The sequence below is a fragment of the Streptomyces sp. NPDC030021 genome (assembly GCF_055574035.1).
On record NZ_JBVIAH010000001.1, the window covers coordinates 280,004 to 298,547 of the forward strand.

An 18,544-nucleotide genomic window follows, 5' to 3' on the forward strand; every position below is an offset into this window, starting at 1 on the left:
GAACCGATTTCTTCCGTCAAAAACGGGGGCGGCAAACCACCTGTCGGCGTGATTTTGGCCCCTCAAACCCCTCTCACGCCCGCCGTAAACTGCATAGATAACTGGATGTAACCGGACATACACCTGCCGGGGGGTTGGCTGGCCTTGATGTCACGCTTAACCTACGACTCCGTAGGCTACGGAACCGTAGGTAGTTCGCTTTACACCCAGGAGTACCCGTGACGATCACCTCTCCCCACCTCGGCAGCTCGGAGGCGTGGACGGACGCCAAGCTGCTGTTCGCGCTGGAAGAGGTGGTCGAAAAGGAGCTCAACCGCCATCTGAAGGTCACCAAGGACTGGATGCCCCACGAGTACGTCCCGTGGAGCGAGGGCCGGAACTTCCCGGGCTTCTTCGAGGACGGCGAAGCCTGGGACCCGCAGCAGTCCAAGGTCACCGACATCGGCAAGATCGCGCTGGTCGTGAACCTGCTGACCGAGGACAACCTCCCCAGCTACCACCACGAGATCGCGTCGCTCTTCGGCCGCAACGGCGCCTGGGGCACGTGGGTGCACCGCTGGACCGCCGAGGAGGGCCGCCACGGCATCGTGATGCGCGACTACCTGCTGGCCTCGCGCGCCGTGGACCCGGACAAGCTGGAAGCCTTCCGCATGCAGCACATGTCGGAGGGGTTCGAGTCCGACAACCGCCACTCGATGCTGCACTCGGTGGCGTACGTGGCCTTCCAGGAGCTCGCGACCCGCATCTCGCACCGCAACACCGGCCACCAGTCCGGTGACCCGGTCTGCGACCGGATGCTGGCACGCATCGCGCAGGACGAGAACCTGCACATGGTCTTCTACCGCAACCTGCTCGGCGCGGCCTTCGAGCTCGCCCCGGACCTGACCATGCAGGCCGTGCGGGACGTCGTCGTCAACTTCCGGATGCCCGGACACGGCATGCCCGGCTTCGAGCGGATGGCCGCGCAGATGGCCATCGGCGGGGTCTACAACCTGCGGATCCACCACGACGACGTACTGAGCCCCGTGATCCGCTTCCTCAAGATCATGGACATCGACGGCCTCGGCCCCGAGGGCCAGAAGGCCCAGGAGGAGCTCGGGCTGTTCATGAACGGCCTGGACTCCGAGGCCCGCAAGTTCGACGAGAAGCTGGCCGCCCGCGCGGCCCGCCTCGCCGCCCGCAAGGGCTGACCGATTTCCGCTCGCTCGGGCGAGTGATGCCGATTGCCCTGGCAGAGCCGCGCTCTGCCAGGGTTTCGCGTCATGACCTCGCTCCAGGTGGACATCGACCAGCTGACCCGTCTGACACGCGCCCTAGACTCCTCCCTGGTCTCCCTGCGGGAGGCCCGGCGCGCACTGGACCACGTACGGCCCGACCAGCTGGGCACCGCGGACCTCGACGCGGCGTGTGACGGCTTCCAGGAACGCTGGGCCTACGGCACGCAGGAGCTGACCAAACGCGTCAAGGACGTACGGGAAGGCGTGGACCGCAGCGCCGCGGAGTACGCGGAGCTCGATCAGGCCGTCCGTGCGGCCTTCCTCCGGGCGGCGGCCGCGCGTGACTGAGCACGCGGCGCTGGGCTTCGACCCGGCCCCCGGAAATCCCGCGACGGTCCTGGCCCTGGCCAAGAAGCTCAGCGCCTCGGCCACCTCACTCGGGGAGGCCTCCCGGGTGGTGAAGGACCTGGTCTCCCACAGCTCGTCCTGGCAGGGCGAGGCCGCCACCGCCTTCCGCGCCTCCCTCTCGCATGACCTCCCCCGCTACCTCGGCGCGGCCCATACCTCCCTCGCGGAGGCGGCCCGCCGGCTCACGGGGTGGCACGACACCCTGGTCTCCCACCGCGCACTGGCCACCCGGTACGAGGCACAGGCCGCGGCGGCGAAGACGGAGGAGGCCCTCACCGATGCCCGCCGCCTGGCCCGCGAACTCGCCGCCGAGCACGGCGCGGCCGCCCGCCCAGTGGCCCAGACCCTGAACGCGGCGACGGACCGACTGGCCCCGAAGGAACCAGGCCTGCTGGCCTCCATCTGGAACAAGATCGTCGACGACCCGGCGGACGCGATGTCGAACGCGTCGGCAATCCTGGGCGCGATCGGGGCGGGCGTGGCCCTCGTCTGCCCGCCGGCGGGACTCGCGATCATGCTCGTCGGGAGCGGCCTGTCCTTGGCGGCTCTGGCGATGCACACCTCGGACCCGAAGTTCCGCAAGTCCCTGTCCGACGGCTTCACGAAGGGCCAGTTCGACGCGGACTTCTGGAAGAGCAGCGTGACGCTCCTCGGAGACACGGTCGGCGCGGTACCGGGTGTCGCAGCGGTCGCCTCCGGCGCCAAGGCGGGCACGGCAGCCGCCCGAGCGGCGATGGCCGCCGCTCCGGAAGGCAGCGCGGTGGTGGGGCTGGCTCCCGGGGCCACCGCGTTCAGGCAGGCGGCATGGAGCACCTCGGACGACCTGCGGCAACTGGACAGTCCACTCACCGGATGGGCCATGCGTTCATCGAGCCAGGACGCCAGAGACCGGGTGGGCGTGGCAGTGGCGGGTACCGGTGCGCTGACCGCCGCAGGAGACTACGGCTCAGACAGCGAAGCAGTCGAACAAGGCTCAACAGCAGTGGACGGCGCCCGAGGGGTTCTCGACGATGCTCCCTCGGCCATCAGGAAAACGGGCCACGTCTGGTCGGCGCTGCGGCCATGACAAAGGACAGTAACTCCCCGCCGGTCTGGTTCCGCCTGCCCCCGGGCTTCCATGACATCGGCCCTGGCGACGCAGCATCCTTGGAGGCGTTCGCGGAAGTCTTGGACAGCTCGGCCGCCCAACGGGAACTGTCCGAGCTCGTGGACAGCCTTGAGGAACTGGCGGGGCACGACGTCGTACACACCGCCCTCGGCTTCCATCCTGAGGAGCCGGTCGGGGTCACGACCTCACTGTTCTCCCTGACGATCCGGCGGGTCGAGCAGCCCAACCCCCGACTTACCGTGGCACGTACGGCTTTGGCCATCGCCCGCTCAACGCTGTGGACCAGCGCAGTCCGCAGGTTCATCGACCTGCCGTCGGCTCTTCCGTGCTGTCTCGTCGCCGGGATCATTTCCGTTCCAGATATCGAGCATCACCTGTTTCAGGCCAGGGTCGCGACGGTGCATCCGGATGGACTCCACTTGCTCGTCCTCGATCTGACGAGCGCGTGCACCGAGCATGCCGCCAGCTATACGGACATCCTCGAAGCGGTCGCGCACACCCTCCAGTTCACCGACCCCGACCCGAGTGTCCCGAAGGCCTCCGGGACCTCACGCATCCTGGAGGTACTCCTATGAGTGTCACGCTCACCGAGGCGGCCTGGGACCACCCTCCGACGGTGGTCGGCTACAAACGGCTGGCTGTCCGCCGCTTCAATTGGGTGCTCAGCCTCGGTGGTCCTCCACTGGCCGCCCTCGCCTGCATCGGCTTCGTTCCCTACGCGGGAATGGCCCTCGCCCTCATGATCATTCTCGTCATCCCCTACTTGCCCTGGGTGATCGTCGCCTACTTCCGCCGACGCCGGGTCGCTGCCGTCCTCCAGGCCTACCCCTGGCGCGAGTTGCCGTGCCGACACCCGCGCAGGCCGCCCGGAAGCCCCCGGACCATCGCCATCCCCTTCCGGGAGGACTTCACAGCCATGTTCCGGATCATCCCGTTCCCCGTACCCCTCGCAACGTTGGAAGACAAACACCCGGACCGGATCTGGTTCGCCGGAGACCCCCGCTTCGGTGGCGTCGTATCTCCCGTCGGGGGGCACTATCCCGTGCGCGTCGTGCCCCACACGCCGCGCCGGGAGGAGTGCGGTGGTGAGGGGTTCGACCTCGCGCGGCGTGTGGGGCTGGTCCGTGGGAGCGGGAAGGGGACGCGCACCTGATCAGCTGCGGCGGGAACGCAAGGCCTGGCGCTCGGCCTCCGAGAGGCCGCCCCAGACTCCGAAGCGCTCGTCGTTGGCCAGGGCGTACTCCAAGCACGACGTCCGCCCCTCGCAGGCCCCGCAGAGCCGCTTCGCGTCGCGCAGTGAGGAGCCGGGCTCCGGGAAGAAGAAGCCGGGGCCTGTCTGGGCGCACAGGGCGAGGTCGTACCAAGCGGTGTCAGTGGTTGCGGCAGTGGTATTAATCGACATGCCGGAGATCCTGACCGTCGCCGATGGACGTCCGATCAACGACTGATCAACAGCTCGTCATGACCCGGGTGCGGGTGCGCTGGCTATGACCGCGAACCGCGCCCCGAAGGGGTCCGCCAGCTTGGCGAACCGGCCGACTCCTTCCATGGACTCCGGGGTGAGGCGCACCTTGCCGCCCGCCTCTTCCGCCTTCGCCGCCGCCGCGTCACAGTCGGCCACCTCGAAGTACGGCGTCCAGTAGGGCCGTTCGGCATCCTCCACCGGGTCCGTCGAGATCGGCACCAGGCCGGCGAAGGCCTCCTCGTCCGACGTGCCGGCCGGCTTGGCCGTCGTGTACGTACCGCCCTCGTAGGCCATCTCGCCGGTCTCCCAGCCGAAGACCGCGCGGTAGAACTCGGCGGCGCCGGCCACGTCGCCCGTGTACAGCTCCGTCCAGCACAGGGTGCCCACGTCCGTCACCGCGCCCAGGCCGGCGTTCGCCCTCGGCTGCCACACCCCGAAGCCCACGCCCGCCGGGTCGGCGCATATCGCCATCCGGCCGTAGTCCAGGACGCTCATCGGCTCGAACGTCACCGTGCCGCCGGCCTTCGTCACGGCCGCGGCCGTCGCGTCCGCGTCCGCGCTCTGGAAGTACACCTGCCAGGCGCAGGGGCCCTGCTCCGCCGGAACGGTCATACCGCCCGCGACGGTCTTGCCGCCGAGGTGGAACATCCCGTACCCGCCGACCTCCTCGCTGCCCGCCTGGAAGTCCCAGCCGAACAGTGCCCCGTAGAAGTCGGCTGCGCCTCCGATGTCGGGTGTGCCGAGGTCCACCCAGTTCGGGGAGCCGTCCTTGTAGTCAGTGGTGAGCATGGTCCGCACTCCTTCCGGCCCCGGTTCTTCGGTTCTTCGAGGGCTGTCCTTCCTCTTCGAGCATCGCACCCGTCACTGACAGCGGACCCCTTCCTCCACCGAGTGAACGACCGTGCGTTCGGTAAGATGGCGCCATGGCTGACGGACGCGTGGAACGCGGCAACCAGACGCGGCGGGCGGTTCTCGACCGGACGATGAGCATCGCCTCCGTGGACGGTCTGGAAGGTCTGTCCCTGGGGAAGATCGCCGCGGATCTCGGCCTGAGCAAGAGCGGGGTGTTCGCGCTCTTCGGCTCCAAGGAGGATCTGCAGCTCGCCACTGTCCGTGCCGCCGTGGACGTGTTCAAGGACGAAGTGGTGCGGCCCGTACACCGTGACCCCGAGGGTCTCGCCAAGGTGTGGCGGCTGTGCGAGCGCTGGCTCGACTACTCCGGGCGCCGGGTCTTCCCCGGCGGATGCTTCTTCTACTCCGTCTCCGCGGAGTTCGATGCCCGCCCCGGCCCTGTACGGGACGAGATCGCCAAGGCGCGGTCCGACTGGACGCGCTACATCGAGCGGCTGCTGGACGAGGCGCGGCTGACGGGCGGGTTCCGGGACGCGTCCGACGCGGACGAGGTACCGCAGGTCGCCTTCGAGTTGACGGCCCTGATGGAACTGGCCAACGCGCACTCCGTCCTGCACGGCGACCCTCTGGCGTACGAGCGGGCCGGCCGGGGGATCCTGCGCCGACTGCGCGCGGTGGCGGCCGCTCCGGACGAACTCCCGGAACGACCGCCTGCGTTCAGCTCGCCTTCCTGACCCGGATCCTCACGCCCGTCGCACGGTCGCGGGCGCGGACACGGGCTCGGGTTCGGGTTCGGGTTCGGAAAGTGCGAAATCGACTGTTTTCGCGATGATGTCGGGGTCGGACAGGATGCGGCGGTGGCCGAGGCCCGTGGTCTCGATCAGGCGGGCCTGCGGGCCGTAGGCGGCGGCGATCGCGCGGGACTGGGCGGGGTCGATCACATCGTCCTCCGTGTCGTGGAAGAGGAGGATCGGCGCCCGCGTGCCGGGGAGGCGACGGCGGGCGTCGAGGCGGCGCCAGATGTCGGGGTCGCCGGGGAAGAGGCGGCGCTCGACATGGGTGCGCAGGGCGCGCCCGACTCCCTCGCCGAGGTTCAGCCCGGCCCGGAACCGCTCCACCAGGTAGTCGAAGTGGGCCACGCCCCCGATGCCGACGACGCGGTCGGCCTGCATGCCGTCGTGCAGCATGGAGAAGGTGGCGAGCACGCCGAAGGAGTGGGCCACGACGGCCGAGAAGTCGCCGTGCTCCGCGTGCAGTCGGCCGATGATGGCGCGGTAGTCGCGGATGGTGGAGGCCCGGCCGTCCGACTCCCCGTGCCCCGGCGCGTCGAAGGCGATCACGGTACGCCCCTGGGCGCGCAGGGCCTCGACGAAGCCGGCGAACCGCGAGGCCCGCGAGGACCAGCCGTGCACGAGCAGCACGGGCCGGTCCCCGTCCCCCCAGCGGTAAGTGGTCACGGCCGTGCCGTGTACGACCATCCGCCCGCTCTCCGCCCGCGCCATCACCTCCGCCTCCTCGGGCCGTAGTCGCGCGCGTCCGAGGGGGCGGACGAAGAGCGCGAAGGCCCGGGGCCCGGCCAGTCCCGGGGCTAGCCGGCTGGTGATGTTGAGGGTGGTGCTCAGGAGTGAAGCCATGGGGTGCATGTGCGGGTTCTCCGGAATTCTCCTCAGGGCAGCCAGATGCCGATGGCGAGCCAATGAGGGGATATTAGCACGACCGTTCGTGTTATTTCATGAGCCAACCCCCTCCCCGGGCAGCACCCTTCGCGGCCTGCCTCAGCGAAGTGCGCGCCAAGCGACGCAAGCGACTGCATCCTTTGGCCTACTGCGTTTTCGGTCCTGCGGAGGACGATCCTGCGGCACCGCCGCGAGAGGGTTGATCCGTGCGAACAACCATCGGATACACCGTCGAAAGCATCGGCTACGTCATAGGAGCCCAGGGGCTCGTCAGCTTCGCTTCGCAGACCTTCTTCGGCACGGAGTGGGGCTGGATGCACAAGGTCGTCGACCTTCCGTCCACCGCTTACCTCGGCGTCATCGCCGTGGGGCTGGCGCTCATCGCCGGCGGAGTGAAGACGCGGAAAGCGCCCGAGCGGCAGCAGGTCGCCTGACGCCAGACCTGGCTGCTTGCAGCAGATACAACGAAATCGTATAGTTCGAAAGCGTGAAGTCCGAAAGCGTGCCATCCGAATGGTCGGCCCTGCTGGCGCTCCAGCGGGCCACCCATGCCACCCTCCAGGTGCTCGCCACCGAGCTGGTCGACCTGGATCTCACGGCCTCCGAGATCAACGCGCTGGCCAATCTCGCCGACGGCCGCGGGCGTACCGTGTCCGAGCTGGGAACGGCCGTGGGGACCCGGCCGAGCACGCTGACCAGCGTGCTGGACCGCCTGGAGCGGCGTGGGCACATCACCCGGAGCGCCCGTCCCGGAGACCGCCGGGCGGTGCTCGTCGAGCTCACCGATTCCGGGCAGCTGGCCGCCGCGACGATCCGGCGGGCGATCGCCGACCTGGAGCGCCGCGCGCTCGGCGATCTGTCCGCCAAGGCCGTCGCCGGGCTGCGCGCAGCGCTGCAAGCGCTGACCGAGGTGACCCGATGACTGAACCCACCTTTGACACATTGATGGCCGAAGTGATGGCGACCGCCGGGCGGTTCGGCCACCGGGAGCATGTCCACCTGACCTGGCTGGCCGTGCGCCGCTGCGGCATACCCGCGGCGATCGGCATGGTCAGCGACGGCATCCGACGGACCGCCCGCTACGCGGGTGCGCCGCAGAAGTACCACGCGACCGTCAGCCGCGCCTGGGTGGAGCTGGTCGGGTACCACGCGGCCGAGTCCGGCGGCGACGACTACGCCGCCTTCGTCGACCACCACCCCGCCCTGCTCGACAAGCGCCTGCTGACGCACTACTACCGTCCGGCCACGCTCGCCGCCCCGCGGGCGAAGGACGGCTGGGTGGAACCCGACCTCGCCCCCTTCCCCGGGCAGGACGCCGCCGCGTAACACCCGCCTCCCGTGTCAGTCCTCGTGCTTCGCCCGGCTGGGCTGGACGCGCTTGGGCTCGCCCGGCATCTTCGGGTAGTCCGGGGGGTAGGGCATGTCCCCCAGGCCGTGCTCGTGTTCATCGCGGGCCGCGAGTTCCAGCACCGCGTCCAGGGAGAAGGCGTGCTCGTCCATGTCCGCGTGCAGATCGCCCAGTTCGGCGAAGCGGGCCGGCATCGTCACGATGTCGAAGTCGCGGGGCTCCGCGTCGTCCACCTCGTCCCAGCGCAGCGGCGCCGATACCGGCGCGTGCGGGCGGGGGCGTACGGAGTAGGCGGAGGCGATCGTGCGGTCGCGTGCCGTCTGGTTGTAGTCGACGAAGATCCGCTCGCCGCGTTCCTCCTTCCACCAGGCCGTCGTGACCTTGCCCGGCATGCGGCGTTCCAGTTCCCGGCCGAGGGCGATGGCGCAGCGCCGGACCTCGGTGAAGGTCCAGCGCGGCTCGATCGGCACGAAGACGTGCAGTCCGCGGCCGCCCGAGGTCTTGGGCCAGCCACGCAGGCCCAACTCCTCCAGCAGGGCTCGCAGTTCATGGGCGGCCGCCACGGCGTGGTGGTAGTCGGTGCCCGGCTGCGGGTCCAGGTCGATCCGGAGCTCGTCGGGACGGTCGGTGTCCTCGCGCCGCACCGGCCAGGGATGGAAGGTGAGGCACCCCAGGTTGGCCGCCCACAGGACGGCGGCCGGTTCGGTGGGGCAGATCTCGTCGGCCGTGCGGCCGCTCGGGAAGGCGATGTGGGCGGTGGGGATCCAGTCGGGAAGGTTCTTCGGTGCCCGCTTCTGGAAGAAGGACTCGCCCTCCACCCCGTCCGGGAAGCGCTCCAGCGTCGTCGGCCGGTTGCGCAGGGCGCGCGTGATGCCGGGCGCGACCGCCAGGTAGTACTCGGCCACGTGCCGCTTGGTGAGGCCGCGCTCCGGGAAGTACACCTTGTCCGGGCTGGACAGCCGTACCTTCCGCCCGCCCGCGTCCAGCTCGATCGCATTACCGGCAGCACCCATGTGCGCCACGGTAGGCGGGCCCGGTCATGTGCGCATACCGGGCAGGTCCGGACGTACCACCGCAGAATCGAAGGCATGGATCTGCCAGTGATGCCGCCCGTGAAACCGATGCTCGCCAAGTCCGTCGCAAAGATCCCGCCCGGGATGCAGTACGAGGCCAAATGGGACGGCTTCCGGGCCATCGTGCATCGCGACGGCGACGAGGTCGAGCTCGGCAGCCGCACGGGTAAGTCCCTGACCAGGTATTTTCCCGAGCTGGTCACGGCTCTCAAGAACAACCTGCCCGCCCGTTGCGTCATGGACGGTGAGATCGTCATCGTCCATGGCGGGCGCCTCGATTTCGACCGGCTGACCGAGCGGATCCATCCTGCGCAGTCCCGCGTCGCCCTGCTGGCAGAGACGACCCCCGCCAGCTTCGTCGCCTTCGACCTGCTCGCCCTGGGCGACGACGCGCTGCTCGACACCCCGCTCGCCGACCGCCGTGCCGCCCTCGTCCGCTCCCTCTCCACCGCTCGGCCCCCCGTTCATCTCGCGCCCGCGACCACCGATCCCGCGCTCGCGCAGGAGTGGTTCGAGCGATTCGAGGGCGCCGGGCTCGACGGGGTGATCGCCAAACCCCTCGATCTCCTCTACCGGCCCGATGCCCGCCTCATGTTCAAGGTCAAACACGAACGTACCGCCGACGTCGTCGTCGCGGGTTTCCGTTTCCACAAGAGCGGTCCGATTGTCGGATCACTGCTGCTCGGCCTGTACGACACCCACGGCACCCTCCAGCACGTGGGCGTGTGCGCCGCCTTCCCCATGAAGCGTCGCGCCGAGCTGGTGGAGGAACTCGAACCCCTGCGGATGCCCGACCCGACCGGCCACCCCTGGGCCGCCTGGGCCGAGGAGTCCGCCCACGAGAGTGCCCGGCTGCCCGGCGCGCAGAGCCGCTGGACCGGCAAGAAGGACCTGTCCTGGGTGCCGCTGCGCCCCGAACGGGTCGTCGAGGTGAAGTACGACCACATGGAGGGCGACCGCTTCCGGCACACCGCCCAGTTCCACCGCTGGCGCGCCGACCGGACGCCCGAGAGCTGCACCTACGCCCAGTTGGAGGAGGTCGTCGGCTACGACCTCGCCGAGGTGCTCGGCCCCACCGCCGGCGCCGCCGATACCGACGGCGCCCCCGGCTGAGCGGCCACCACCACGCAGACACCACGCAGGCACCACCCCGCCTCAGCCCGCCTCAGCCCGCCTCAGCCCGCCGTCAGCTTCTCCCACTCCTCCCGGTCCGGCCCCGTCGCGTTCGGCGCGTAGTGCGGCCGGGCCGCCAGCCAGCGCGCCACCCTGGCGCGGATCTCCGGATCCGCGTACGCGCGCTCCGGCGGATCCGCCAGGTGCCGGACCCTCGCCCGCGCCCGCATCACCTCCGGATCCTCCAGCGCGCAGTCGAACAGCGCGGACACCTCGCGCGCCGTCCCGCCGCGGACCGCCCGGGTCGCGAAGCGCTCCCCGATGGCCGCATCCGCGACGACCTGGAAGTCGAACCACGGCTTCAGGATGCGCTCCGCCCAGGCGTGGTGATCGGCGGCGTACCGCGCCGATCCCGGGTCCAGGTGCGCCGTACGGGCCACCCTGCGCGCGGCCCACAGCGCGAGCGAGGTGCCCTGCCCGAGGGTCGGGTTGGTGTGCGTGATCGAGTCCCCGACCGGCACCAGCCCGCTCACCACCGGGCCCGCTTCGTCGACCAGCGCGCTCCACCGGTTGTCCAGGCTCGCCGTGGCCAGGACGCCCGACAGCGGCTCGGCGCCCAGTCCCAGCCAGGCCGCGCCGGGCGGGAAGGCGCGCGCCGCCGCCTCGAAGACGGCGGGGTCGCGCAGCGCCGACCGTGTGGAGTCGGCGGTGTGCACGAACAGCGTCACGGCGAACACCCGGTTGTCGGCCGGGAAGACGGCACATCCGGCGAAGGGCCCGCCGGTCACCGCCCACGGCCTGCGCGGCCCCTCGTCCATGCCCGCGGGCAGCCGGTACCAGCGGCAGAAGTACGCGAGCCCGGTGCGGTGCCGTTCCACGACGGGCGCCCGGCAGCCCGCCTCGGCCAGCCTGCGCTCGGTGCCGCCGCGCCGCCCGCCGGCGTCCACGACGAGGTCCCCGGGGTAGCTCCCGCTCTCGGTGGTCACTCCCGTCACCTGGATCCCGGCACCCTCGGCCGCCTCCGGGACCGTGATCAGCCCGGTGACCGGCTCCCCGTACCGGACGACGACCCCCGGTTCCGCGCGCAGCGCCGTGGCCAGCGCGCTCTCCAGCACGATGCGGCGGGCCTGCAGCATCACGAGGTCCTCGTCGCCCGGCCGCGCGGGCGGACGTACGTCGAACCAGTCCAGCTCGTGCCGTTCGCGGGCGCCGAGCCGGAGCATCTCCTCGTGGACGTCGGGCAGATCACCGCGCAGGACGTTGCGGGCGGCTCCGAGCAGCACGTGCGGCTGGGCCGCCTGCGGTACGGTCGGCCGCCGCCAGCCGAAGAAGTCACGGTCGAGCGCCGTGCCCGGGGCCCGTGTATCGCGCTCGAAGACCTCCGCCGTGTGTCCGCGCCGCGCCGTGAGCAGCGCGGTGGCGGCCCCCGCGACACCTCCGCCGATGACCAGCACATGTGCCATGGAGCGTCCCCCCGAGCCGTTGGACCGTACGACGATCACACCGCCCAGAGCCTGCGCGAACGGAAGCCGACCGAAACCCGCACAGATGTCCGAGAATCGCTCCAGCGCTCGTCCCCGACGCCCCAGACTCCCCCGACTCCCCAGACGCCCCAGATGCCCCGTCCCCGTCCCCGCTCGTCCCGCTCAGCGCGCGCACCCGCTCACACGCCGGCGCCTGCGCGGTGGGCCTGAACAGCCCGCCGGGTCTCCGCCTCGATCAGGTCGGTATTGATGGCCATCGCCGCCCGCACCCCCTGGGCGGCCGCGCCCGGGACCTTCTCCAGCGGTGAGGTCACATTGCCCGCGACCCAGACGCCGTGCAGGGCGGTGGCTCCGGTGTCGGGATCCGACCCAACGCAGGTGCCGATCGTCCGGCCGTCCCGTTCCACCACCGTGGTCGGCAGGCCGAGGCCGGTCAGGACACCCGAACGGGCGGTGAACCGCGGGGCGACCACCAGGGCCCGGCACTCCACCACGGCGCCGCCCGCCAGGGTCACGCCGGTCAGCCGGTCGCCCTGGACCCCGAGCCCGGTCACCTCGCCCTCGACGACCCGGACGCCGAGGGCGGCCAGCAGTTCCCGGTCCTCGGCGGTGAGCCGCCAGGTGTGGGCGAGCAGGGTGGTCCGCCCGCTCCACTGCCGCCAGAGCTGCGCCTGGTGCACGGCGAGGGGCCCGTCAGCCAGCACCGCGATCGGCCAGTCCCGGACCTCCCAGCCGTGGCAGTACGGGCAGTGCAGCACGTCCCGCCCCCAGCGCGCCCCGAGTCCCGGCACGGCGGGAAGCTCGTCCACCAGGCCGGTGGCGACCAGCAGCCGGCCCGCCCGGACGGTCCTGCCGTCCCCGCAGCGGACCAGGAAACTCCCGTCGGGCAGCCGGTCCGCGGCGACGGCCGTGCCCGGCCGGATCTCCCCGCCGTAGCCGGTCACCTCCGCGCGCCCCCTGGCCAGCAGTGCGGCGGGGCTCTCCCCGTCCTGCCCCAGGTACCCGTGCATGTGCGCGGCCGGGGCGTTGCGCGGGCTGCCGGAGTCGATGACCAGTACCGAACGGCGGGCCCGGACCAGGGTGAGTGCCCCGGCCAGCCCTGCGGCCCCACCGCCCACGACCACCACGTCGAAGGAGCTGTCCCTTGCGTTGTCCATATCTGCGAGGGTCAGCCCACGGCGGCCCGCTTGACAAATGTTGTTGCCGAAGTGGCAAATGGATCCATGGCCACCGAGGAGCAGGACGAGGAACTCGCCGGCGTGCTCACCGCCGTGGGTCCGCGGCTGCGCGCCCTGCGCCGGCAGCGCGGCACCACGCTGGCCCAGCTCAGCGAGACCACCGGCATCTCGCTCTCGACCCTCTCCCGGCTGGAGTCCGGGCAGCGCAGGCCGACGCTGGAGCTGCTGCTGCCGCTGGCCAGGGCGCACCGGGTGGCGCTCGACGAGCTGGTCGGCGCCCCGGAGACCGGGGACCCCCGGATCCGCCCGCGCCCCTTCGTCCGGCACGGCAGCACATATGTGCCGCTGACGCGGAACTTCAGCGGGGTGCACGCCTTCAAGCAGATCCTCCCGCCCCTCGACGGTCCGCCGCCCGAGCCCGAGCTGCAGGTCCACGAGGGCTACGAGTGGCTGTACGTGCTCTCCGGACGCATCCGGCTGCTGCTCGGCAGGCACGACCTCGTCCTCGGCCCCGGCGAGGCCGCCGAGTTCGACACGCGCACCCCGCACGCCTTCTTCAACGCGGGTCCGCAGCCTGCGGAGTTCCTCAGCCTCTTCGGTCCCCAGGGCGAGCGGATCCATGTCCGGGCCCGGCCCACCCCTCCATCGGAAGGACGTCCATGAGCACCACCCACGAACGCCCCGAGCGGGCCGTGCCGCAGCCCCATGCCGTGGTCGGCGTCGGACTGGTCGTCCTGGCGGCGGACGGCCGGGTGCTGCTCGGCCAGGCGCACGACGGCCGCTGGGAGCTGCCTGGCGGCAAGGTCGACCCCGGGGAGGGCTTCGAGCAGGCCGCCGCCCGGGAACTCGCCGAGGAGACGGACCTGAGGGCGGCCCCCGAGGCGATCCGGGTCCTGTCCGTGCAGATCCAGGCGCAGTCCGGCCTGACCCGGCTGACGGCAGCCGCCGTCACCACCTCGGCGGAGGGCGTCCCGGCCGTCACCGAGCCCCACAAGATCACCCGCTGGCAGTGGTTCGCCCCCGCCGAGATCCCCTCGGCCCTCTACGCCCCGTCGGCGGCCGTGCTGCGCGCCTGGCGCCCGGACCTCACCACGCTGCCGCACGTCCCCTCGTACGACTACCCGATCTCGGGCCCGGCACCGACCGCCTGAACGTCCGCCGCGCGCCCGCCCGCCCGGACGGCCCGGTGCCGTGGCCGACGGGCCTTCCCGGCCTCGCTAGCTGGTGGCGGTGAGGACCGTCACCGCGGTCACGGCCACCATCGCGGCCTGCATGTCCCGGATGGCCGCCCGGACGCTCTCGGCCGCCCACTGGCCGGCGGCTATCTCCGCCGTCCTCGCGGTCACCTCGTCGGAGCGCCGGCCGGGGAAGGCAAGCCGGTGCAGCTTGGCCGAGTGGATCAGGGCGATGAGGCCCGCCGTGCGCTCGTCCGGCTCGGCGCCGCCGAGCACGACGTCGCGGAGCCGCTCGCGCAGGGCGCGCTCGACCGTGCCGTCCGCCTCCGGGTAGCGGCGCTGCGGGAACACCCCGAACACCTTGTGCACCTGCGCCACCACCAGCCCGCGCTCGCCCAGTCTCTCCAGGGCGGCACCGACCGCCTTGGGCTGGTCCTTCGTCAGCCAGTCCGTCACCCGGCGCTTGCCGCGGCCCCGCAGCCAGGCCTCCATCAACCGGATCCGGCCGTCGAGCAGTTCTTCCCCGGTGGACTCGGTGTTCCTGAGCTCCAGGTACTTGCCCGACACCGACACCCGCTCCGCCATGACGAGTTCGAGCAGGAGCGCGCCCGCCACGGCCCAGCCCGCCGACTGCCGCTGCCGCGCCGCCCCGGACTCGTCGTCCAGGGACAGCAGCATGATCTCCTCGGCCAGTGTGATCCTCACGAGCGGCCCCCCGTCGTCCGTCTGCCGGTCCGGCTGTCCTACTGCCTCGCAGGGGATGACGAGCGACCGACCCGCGAGGTTCCCTTCCGGGCCCGGGTCTACCGCCGCACCACCACCTTTGGCGCGAAGTTGCCCTCCCCCAGGTCCTCCGCGAGCAACCGCTTGGCGATCGCGTCCGCCGCCACCCTCAGCTCGGCGCTCCGCGGCCGCCCCCGGTCCTTCTCCAACTGGTCCCCGAGCCACCGGGCCCACGCCTTCGAGATGACGCCGGCCTCCCGCTGCCCGGCCGCGGTGAGGGTGACGAAGCCGTCCTCGCGGCTGACGAAGCCCTCGTCCGCCATCCGCTCGTAGACCGGGATCAGCACCTCCGGTGGCAGGGACCGGCGGCCGGCGATCAGTCCGATGCTGGCGTGGCCGACGGTCCGGGTCATCAGCTCCACCTGCATCACCGCCCAGGCGCCCGCGATGTCCAGCCGGGTGTCGGAGCCCTCGACGATCCCCCGCGCCGTGTCCGTGCCCATGTTCCGTACGAGTTTGCCGACGGCCAGCTCCAGCAGCTTGGCCGAATCCCCGGAGGCCGTGGCCGGTGAGCCGAACCCGTCGCCCATGTCCGTGGACCCGGCCCGGGCGCTGTCACGCAGCCGCACCTGCTTGAGGAAGAGCGCCACGACGAAGCCGAACACGGCGACCGGAACGGTGTACAGGAACACGGTCTGCAGGGCCTGCGCGTACGCGTCGATCACCGGGGCCGCGACCGCCGGATCGAGCTGGTGCACCCCTTCCGGGGTGGACGCAGCCCTGGCCAGCTGCTCCGGATCCTGCCCGGAGAGCCGTGCCGCCTCCACGTACGCCGCCTCCAGTCCGGGCCCCAGGTGGTTCGCGTAGATCGTCCCGAAGACCGCCGTCCCGAAGGCGCTTCCGAGCGTACGGAAGAAGGTGACGCCGGAGGTGGCCGTGCCCAGGTCGGCGTAGTCGACGGTGTTCTGCACGGCGATGGTCAGCACCTGCATGGACAGGCCGATGCCCGCACCGAGCACGAACATGTACAGCGATTCGAGCAGGGTGCTGGTCCCCGGCCCCATCCTCGACAGCAGGTACAGGCCGACGCCCATGACGGCGTTGCCGACGATCGGGAAGATCCGGTACCGGCCGGTCTTGCTCACGACGTTGCCGCTGAAGACCGAGGCGATGAGCAGGCCGATGACCATGGGCAGGGTCCGGACGCCCGAGATCGTGGCCGAGTCCCCGTCCACGTACTGGAGGTAGGTCGGCAGGAAGGTCATCGCGCCGAGCATCGCGAATCCGACGACGAAGCTCAGTACGGAGCACACGGAGAAGACCGGATTGCGGAAGAGCCGCATCGGCAGCATCGGTTCAGCGGCGCGGGTCTCGGCCAGGCAGAACAGCGCCAGCGCGACCGCGCCGCCCGCGAACAGGCCGATGATGACCGGCGAGGTCCAGGCGTACTCGTTCCCGCCCCAGCTGGTGGCCAGGATCAGCGCGCTGGCGCCGACGGCGACCAGCGCGATGCCCAGGTAGTCGATCACCGGCTTGCCCGAGGCCCGGACCGCCGGGATCGTCCTGGCCGCCGCGATGACGACGAGGATCGCGATCGGGACGTTGACGTAGAAGCACCAGCGCCACGTCAGCTGGTCGGTGAAGAACCCGCCGAGCAGCGGGCCGATCACGGTGGCGACCCCGAAGACGGCGCCGATCATGCCCTGGTACTTGCCGCGTTCGCGCAGGGGCACCACATCGGCGATCAGTGCCATCGCGGTGACCATCAGGCCGCCCGCCCCGATGCCCTGGACGCCGCGCCACACGATCAGGAAGGTCATGTTGCCGGACAGGCCGCACAGGAAGGAGCCGCTGATGAAGACGATGGCGGAGATCTGGAAGATCAGTTTCCGGCCGAAGAGGTCGCCGAACTTGCCGACCAGGACCGTCGCCACGGTCTCGGCGAGCAGGTAGGAGGTCACCACCCACGACATGTGGTCGCCGCCGCCCAGATCCCCCACGATGGTGGGCAGCGCGGTCCCGACGATCGTCTGGTCGAGCGCCGCCAGCAGCACGCCGAGCATGATCGTGCCGAAGATGACGTTGCGCCGCCGCCGGTCGATCTCGGGGGGTGCGGGGGCCGTGGCGGGGGCAGTGGTCACCCTCGCACTGTCACAGCGCGCCCGCCGGGGCGCATGCGGCGCCGAGCCGAACGGGGGACGCGCGCCGGGCCGAACCGAGGATCCCCGCCGCCCCGGCCGGGCGGGCCGCACGCGCCGGGATCAGCGCAGGTAGGCCAGGCCCGGGTGCTCCGCCGCGTATCCGTCGAGCAGCCGCCGGGCCACCCCCACCGAGTCGACCAGCGGATGGAGTGCGAAGGCCTTGACCGCGGCCGCCCGCGAACCGCTCGCGGCCGCCGCCAGGATCTCCCGCTCGACCGCCTTGACCGCCGTCACCAGCCCCACCGCGTGCAGGGGCAGCTGTGCGACGCCCACCGGGTGGGCGCCGTTCGCGTCGACCAGGCAGGGCACCTCGATGACGGCCTCGGCGTCGAGGACGGACAGCGTCGAGCGGTTCCGGACGTTCAGGATCAGCGTGGCCCGCTCGTCGCGGGCGATGGCCCGCATGAGCGCGAGCGCGACCTTCTCGTAGCCCCCGGATTCGAGGTCGCTCTCCTCGCGCTCCGGGGCACCGGCCGCCTCGCGGTTCTCGGCCATGTACGTGGCCTCGCGCTCGGCCCGGGTACGGTCCCAGGCGGCCAGCGCCGCCCCGGCCGGCGCGCCGGACCGGCCGGCCTCGGTGTAGAAGCCGCGCTGCTGGTCGCGCAGGAAGGCCCCGCGCGTCTGCTTGGCCTCCTGGTACGCCCGTACCGTGTCACGGTTGAAGTAGTAGTAGTGCAGGTACTCGTTGGGGATCGCACCGAGCGAGCGCAGCCATTCGGCCCCGAAGAGCCGGCCCTCCTCGAAGGACTCCAGGGCCTCGGTGTCGGCCAGCAGCCGGGGCAGCTCGTCACGGCCGCCGATGCGCAGCCCGCGTACCCAGCCCAGGTGGTTGAGGCCGACGTAGTCGATCCAGGCCTCCTGCGGGCGGGCGCCCAGCAGCCGGGCGATGCGCCGGCCGAGGCCCACGGGGGAATCGCAGATGCCGATCACCCGCTCGCCGAGCTCCTCGGCCATGGCCTCGGTGACCAGCCCGGCCGGGTTGGTGAAGTTGATGACCCACGCCTCAGGGGCGGTACGGGCGATCCTGCGGGCGATCGCGCGCGCCACCGGCACGGTCCGCAGGCCGTACGCGATCCCGCCCGCGCCCACCGTCTCCTGGCCCAGGACTCCCTCGGCCAAGGCGATCCGCTCGTCCGCGGCGCGCCCGTCCAGGCCGCCGACGCGGATGGCGGAGAACACGAAATCGGCCCCGCGCAGGGCCTCGTCGAGGTCCCCGGTGACCGTGACGGCCGGGGCGTCCACCGCCGGATCGGCCGCAGACGCGGCCGCGGCCTGATCCCGGAGCACACGGGCCATGGCGGTGAGCCGCGCAGGGTCCTCGTCGTACAGCGTCACATGGGACACCCTGCCCTCGGCTCGGTCGCCGAGCAGAGCTCCGTAGACGAGCGGTACCCGGAAGCCGCCCCCGCCGAGGATCGTCAGCCGCACGCCCCTACCGCCTTTCGCCAGTGCAGATCCCGTTGCCGGCGCCACCGTGACGGCCGGTGCCACGATCGATGACACGATCGGTGACACGAAAAGCC

At 71.4% G+C, this 18,544-nt stretch carries 21 protein-coding genes; 12 read left to right on the forward strand and 9 right to left on the reverse strand.

The genetic code is table 11. The features are described 5' to 3' along the window. Positions 1-218 precede the first annotated feature (218 nt). The 5 genes from ACZ4YL_RS01190 to ACZ4YL_RS01210 all read left to right on the forward strand — a co-directional run bounded on the left by ACZ4YL_RS01190 (position 219) and on the right by ACZ4YL_RS01210 (position 3,886). Positions 219-1,190, forward strand: coding sequence for an acyl-ACP desaturase (locus tag ACZ4YL_RS01190; protein ID WP_030728836.1), 972 nt, complete (start codon positions 219-221; stop codon positions 1,188-1,190). 72 nt (positions 1,191-1,262) lie between these two features. Further along, positions 1,263-1,565 carry a hypothetical protein gene (locus ACZ4YL_RS01195; RefSeq protein WP_189741076.1) on the forward strand — a complete coding sequence of 101 codons (303 nt, stop codon included), beginning with the start codon at positions 1,263-1,265 and terminating at the stop codon, positions 1,563-1,565. Then, positions 1,558-2,691, forward strand: a complete 1,134-nt coding sequence (locus ACZ4YL_RS01200; RefSeq protein WP_468113144.1) for a hypothetical protein — start codon at positions 1,558-1,560, stop codon at positions 2,689-2,691. Before ACZ4YL_RS01195 ends, ACZ4YL_RS01200 begins: the two co-directional genes overlap by 8 nt. Next, positions 2,688-3,308, forward strand: a complete 621-nt coding sequence (locus ACZ4YL_RS01205; RefSeq protein ID WP_468113145.1) for a hypothetical protein — start codon at positions 2,688-2,690, stop codon at positions 3,306-3,308. The genes ACZ4YL_RS01200 and ACZ4YL_RS01205 overlap by 4 nt, the downstream gene beginning before the upstream one ends. Then, a complete protein-coding gene (locus ACZ4YL_RS01210; protein WP_468113146.1) occupies positions 3,305-3,886 on the forward strand; it encodes a hypothetical protein in 582 nt (193 codons plus the stop codon). The genes ACZ4YL_RS01205 and ACZ4YL_RS01210 overlap by 4 nt, the downstream gene beginning before the upstream one ends. Here ACZ4YL_RS01210 and ACZ4YL_RS01215 read toward each other — a convergent pair whose 3' ends face one another. Next, complete coding sequence (locus tag ACZ4YL_RS01215; RefSeq protein ID WP_468113147.1) at positions 3,887-4,135, reverse strand: WhiB family transcriptional regulator; 249 nt, start codon at positions 4,133-4,135, stop codon at positions 3,887-3,889. Between the two features lie 57 nt (positions 4,136-4,192). After that, positions 4,193-4,987, reverse strand: a complete 795-nt coding sequence (locus ACZ4YL_RS01220; RefSeq protein ID WP_468113148.1) for a VOC family protein — start codon at positions 4,985-4,987, stop codon at positions 4,193-4,195. A 134-nt stretch (positions 4,988-5,121) separates the two neighbouring features. Between ACZ4YL_RS01220 and ACZ4YL_RS01225 the strand changes: the two genes are divergently transcribed. Further along, on the forward strand, positions 5,122-5,784 hold the full coding sequence (locus ACZ4YL_RS01225; protein WP_468113149.1) for a TetR/AcrR family transcriptional regulator: 663 nt from the start codon (positions 5,122-5,124) through the stop codon (positions 5,782-5,784). 9 nt (positions 5,785-5,793) lie between these two features. On the opposite strand, the gene ACZ4YL_RS01230 is transcribed toward ACZ4YL_RS01225, so the two are convergent. Continuing rightward, positions 5,794-6,684, reverse strand: a complete 891-nt coding sequence (locus tag ACZ4YL_RS01230) for an alpha/beta hydrolase (protein ID WP_468113150.1) — start codon at positions 6,682-6,684, stop codon at positions 5,794-5,796. Between the two features lie 248 nt (positions 6,685-6,932). On the opposite strand from ACZ4YL_RS01230, the gene ACZ4YL_RS01235 reads away from it, so the two are divergent. Genes ACZ4YL_RS01235 through ACZ4YL_RS01245 form a run of 3 tightly spaced genes read left to right on the forward strand, consistent with a single transcriptional unit; the run spans position 6,933 to position 8,052 of the window. After that, positions 6,933-7,160, forward strand: coding sequence for a hypothetical protein (locus ACZ4YL_RS01235; protein WP_468113151.1), 228 nt, complete (start codon positions 6,933-6,935; stop codon positions 7,158-7,160). A gap of 53 nt (positions 7,161-7,213) precedes the next feature. Next, complete coding sequence (locus ACZ4YL_RS01240; RefSeq protein ID WP_468113152.1) at positions 7,214-7,648, forward strand: MarR family winged helix-turn-helix transcriptional regulator; 435 nt, start codon at positions 7,214-7,216, stop codon at positions 7,646-7,648. Beyond that, positions 7,645-8,052, forward strand: coding sequence for a hypothetical protein (locus ACZ4YL_RS01245; RefSeq protein ID WP_468113153.1), 408 nt, complete (start codon positions 7,645-7,647; stop codon positions 8,050-8,052). Before ACZ4YL_RS01240 ends, ACZ4YL_RS01245 begins: the two co-directional genes overlap by 4 nt. 15 nt (positions 8,053-8,067) lie before the next feature. Here the strand turns inward: ACZ4YL_RS01245 and ligD are convergent, their stop codons facing one another. Beyond that, positions 8,068-9,087 carry a non-homologous end-joining DNA ligase gene (gene ligD / locus ACZ4YL_RS01250; protein ID WP_468113154.1) on the reverse strand — a complete coding sequence of 340 codons (1,020 nt, stop codon included), beginning with the start codon at positions 9,085-9,087 and terminating at the stop codon, positions 8,068-8,070. A 75-nt stretch (positions 9,088-9,162) separates the two neighbouring features. Between ligD and ACZ4YL_RS01255 the strand changes: the two genes are divergently transcribed. Beyond that, the gene (locus ACZ4YL_RS01255; RefSeq protein WP_468113155.1) at positions 9,163-10,260 is read left to right on the forward strand and encodes an ATP-dependent DNA ligase; all 1,098 of its coding nucleotides are present in this window, start codon (positions 9,163-9,165) and stop codon (positions 10,258-10,260) included. Positions 10,261-10,322: 62 nt separating this feature from the next. Here ACZ4YL_RS01255 and ACZ4YL_RS01260 read toward each other — a convergent pair whose 3' ends face one another. Together ACZ4YL_RS01260 and ACZ4YL_RS01265 are read right to left on the reverse strand one after the other, a co-directional pair. After that, the gene (locus ACZ4YL_RS01260; RefSeq protein ID WP_468113156.1) at positions 10,323-11,723 is read right to left on the reverse strand and encodes an NAD(P)-binding protein; all 1,401 of its coding nucleotides are present in this window, start codon (positions 11,721-11,723) and stop codon (positions 10,323-10,325) included. A 200-nt stretch (positions 11,724-11,923) separates the two neighbouring features. Beyond that, complete coding sequence (locus ACZ4YL_RS01265) at positions 11,924-12,901, reverse strand: NAD(P)/FAD-dependent oxidoreductase (protein ID WP_468113157.1); 978 nt, start codon at positions 12,899-12,901, stop codon at positions 11,924-11,926. 66 nt (positions 12,902-12,967) lie between these two features. Here ACZ4YL_RS01265 and ACZ4YL_RS01270 point away from each other — a divergent pair, with 66 nt between their 5' ends. Then, positions 12,968-13,585 (forward strand): helix-turn-helix domain-containing protein, encoded by a 618-nt coding sequence (locus ACZ4YL_RS01270; RefSeq protein WP_468113158.1) that lies wholly within the window; start codon positions 12,968-12,970, stop codon positions 13,583-13,585. Then, positions 13,582-14,073, forward strand: coding sequence for a nucleotide triphosphate diphosphatase NUDT15 (locus ACZ4YL_RS01275; protein WP_468113159.1), 492 nt, complete (start codon positions 13,582-13,584; stop codon positions 14,071-14,073). The genes ACZ4YL_RS01270 and ACZ4YL_RS01275 overlap by 4 nt, the downstream gene beginning before the upstream one ends. Before the next feature lie 66 nt (positions 14,074-14,139). Here ACZ4YL_RS01275 and ACZ4YL_RS01280 read toward each other — a convergent pair whose 3' ends face one another. The 3 genes from ACZ4YL_RS01280 to ACZ4YL_RS01290 all read right to left on the reverse strand — a co-directional run bounded on the left by ACZ4YL_RS01280 (position 14,140) and on the right by ACZ4YL_RS01290 (position 18,449). After that, on the reverse strand, positions 14,140-14,802 hold the full coding sequence (locus ACZ4YL_RS01280; protein ID WP_468113160.1) for a GOLPH3/VPS74 family protein: 663 nt from the start codon (positions 14,800-14,802) through the stop codon (positions 14,140-14,142). A gap of 98 nt (positions 14,803-14,900) precedes the next feature. Beyond that, a complete protein-coding gene (locus ACZ4YL_RS01285; protein ID WP_468113161.1) occupies positions 14,901-16,961 on the reverse strand; it encodes an MDR family MFS transporter in 2,061 nt (686 codons plus the stop codon). 120 nt (positions 16,962-17,081) lie between these two features. Beyond that, entirely contained in the window at positions 17,082-18,449 is a 1,368-nt protein-coding gene (locus tag ACZ4YL_RS01290) for a family 4 glycosyl hydrolase (protein ID WP_468113162.1), read from the reverse strand. Positions 18,450-18,544 lie beyond the last annotated feature (95 nt).

Excerpts from the sequence above, each read along its gene's own strand:
- ACZ4YL_RS01195 (WP_189741076.1), top strand. The coding sequence starts at position 1,263 with ATGACCTCGCTCCAGGTGGACATCGACCAGCTGACCCGTCTGACACGC.
- ACZ4YL_RS01205 (WP_468113145.1), top strand. The coding sequence starts at position 2,688 with ATGACAAAGGACAGTAACTCCCCGCCGGTCTGGTTCCGCCTGCCCCCG.
- ACZ4YL_RS01210 (WP_468113146.1), top strand. The coding sequence starts at position 3,305 with ATGAGTGTCACGCTCACCGAGGCGGCCTGGGACCACCCTCCGACGGTG.
- ACZ4YL_RS01215 (WP_468113147.1), bottom strand. The coding sequence starts at position 4,135 with ATGTCGATTAATACCACTGCCGCAACCACTGACACCGCTTGGTACGAC.
- ACZ4YL_RS01220 (WP_468113148.1), bottom strand. The coding sequence starts at position 4,987 with ATGCTCACCACTGACTACAAGGACGGCTCCCCGAACTGGGTGGACCTC.
- ACZ4YL_RS01225 (WP_468113149.1), top strand. The coding sequence starts at position 5,122 with ATGGCTGACGGACGCGTGGAACGCGGCAACCAGACGCGGCGGGCGGTT.
- ACZ4YL_RS01230 (WP_468113150.1), bottom strand. The coding sequence starts at position 6,684 with ATGGCTTCACTCCTGAGCACCACCCTCAACATCACCAGCCGGCTAGCC.
- ACZ4YL_RS01245 (WP_468113153.1), top strand. The coding sequence starts at position 7,645 with ATGACTGAACCCACCTTTGACACATTGATGGCCGAAGTGATGGCGACC.
- ligD (WP_468113154.1), bottom strand. The coding sequence starts at position 9,087 with ATGGGTGCTGCCGGTAATGCGATCGAGCTGGACGCGGGCGGGCGGAAG.
- ACZ4YL_RS01255 (WP_468113155.1), top strand. The coding sequence starts at position 9,163 with ATGGATCTGCCAGTGATGCCGCCCGTGAAACCGATGCTCGCCAAGTCC.
- ACZ4YL_RS01260 (WP_468113156.1), bottom strand. The coding sequence starts at position 11,723 with ATGGCACATGTGCTGGTCATCGGCGGAGGTGTCGCGGGGGCCGCCACC.
- ACZ4YL_RS01265 (WP_468113157.1), bottom strand. The coding sequence starts at position 12,901 with ATGGACAACGCAAGGGACAGCTCCTTCGACGTGGTGGTCGTGGGCGGT.
- ACZ4YL_RS01270 (WP_468113158.1), top strand. The coding sequence starts at position 12,968 with ATGGCCACCGAGGAGCAGGACGAGGAACTCGCCGGCGTGCTCACCGCC.
- ACZ4YL_RS01275 (WP_468113159.1), top strand. The coding sequence starts at position 13,582 with ATGAGCACCACCCACGAACGCCCCGAGCGGGCCGTGCCGCAGCCCCAT.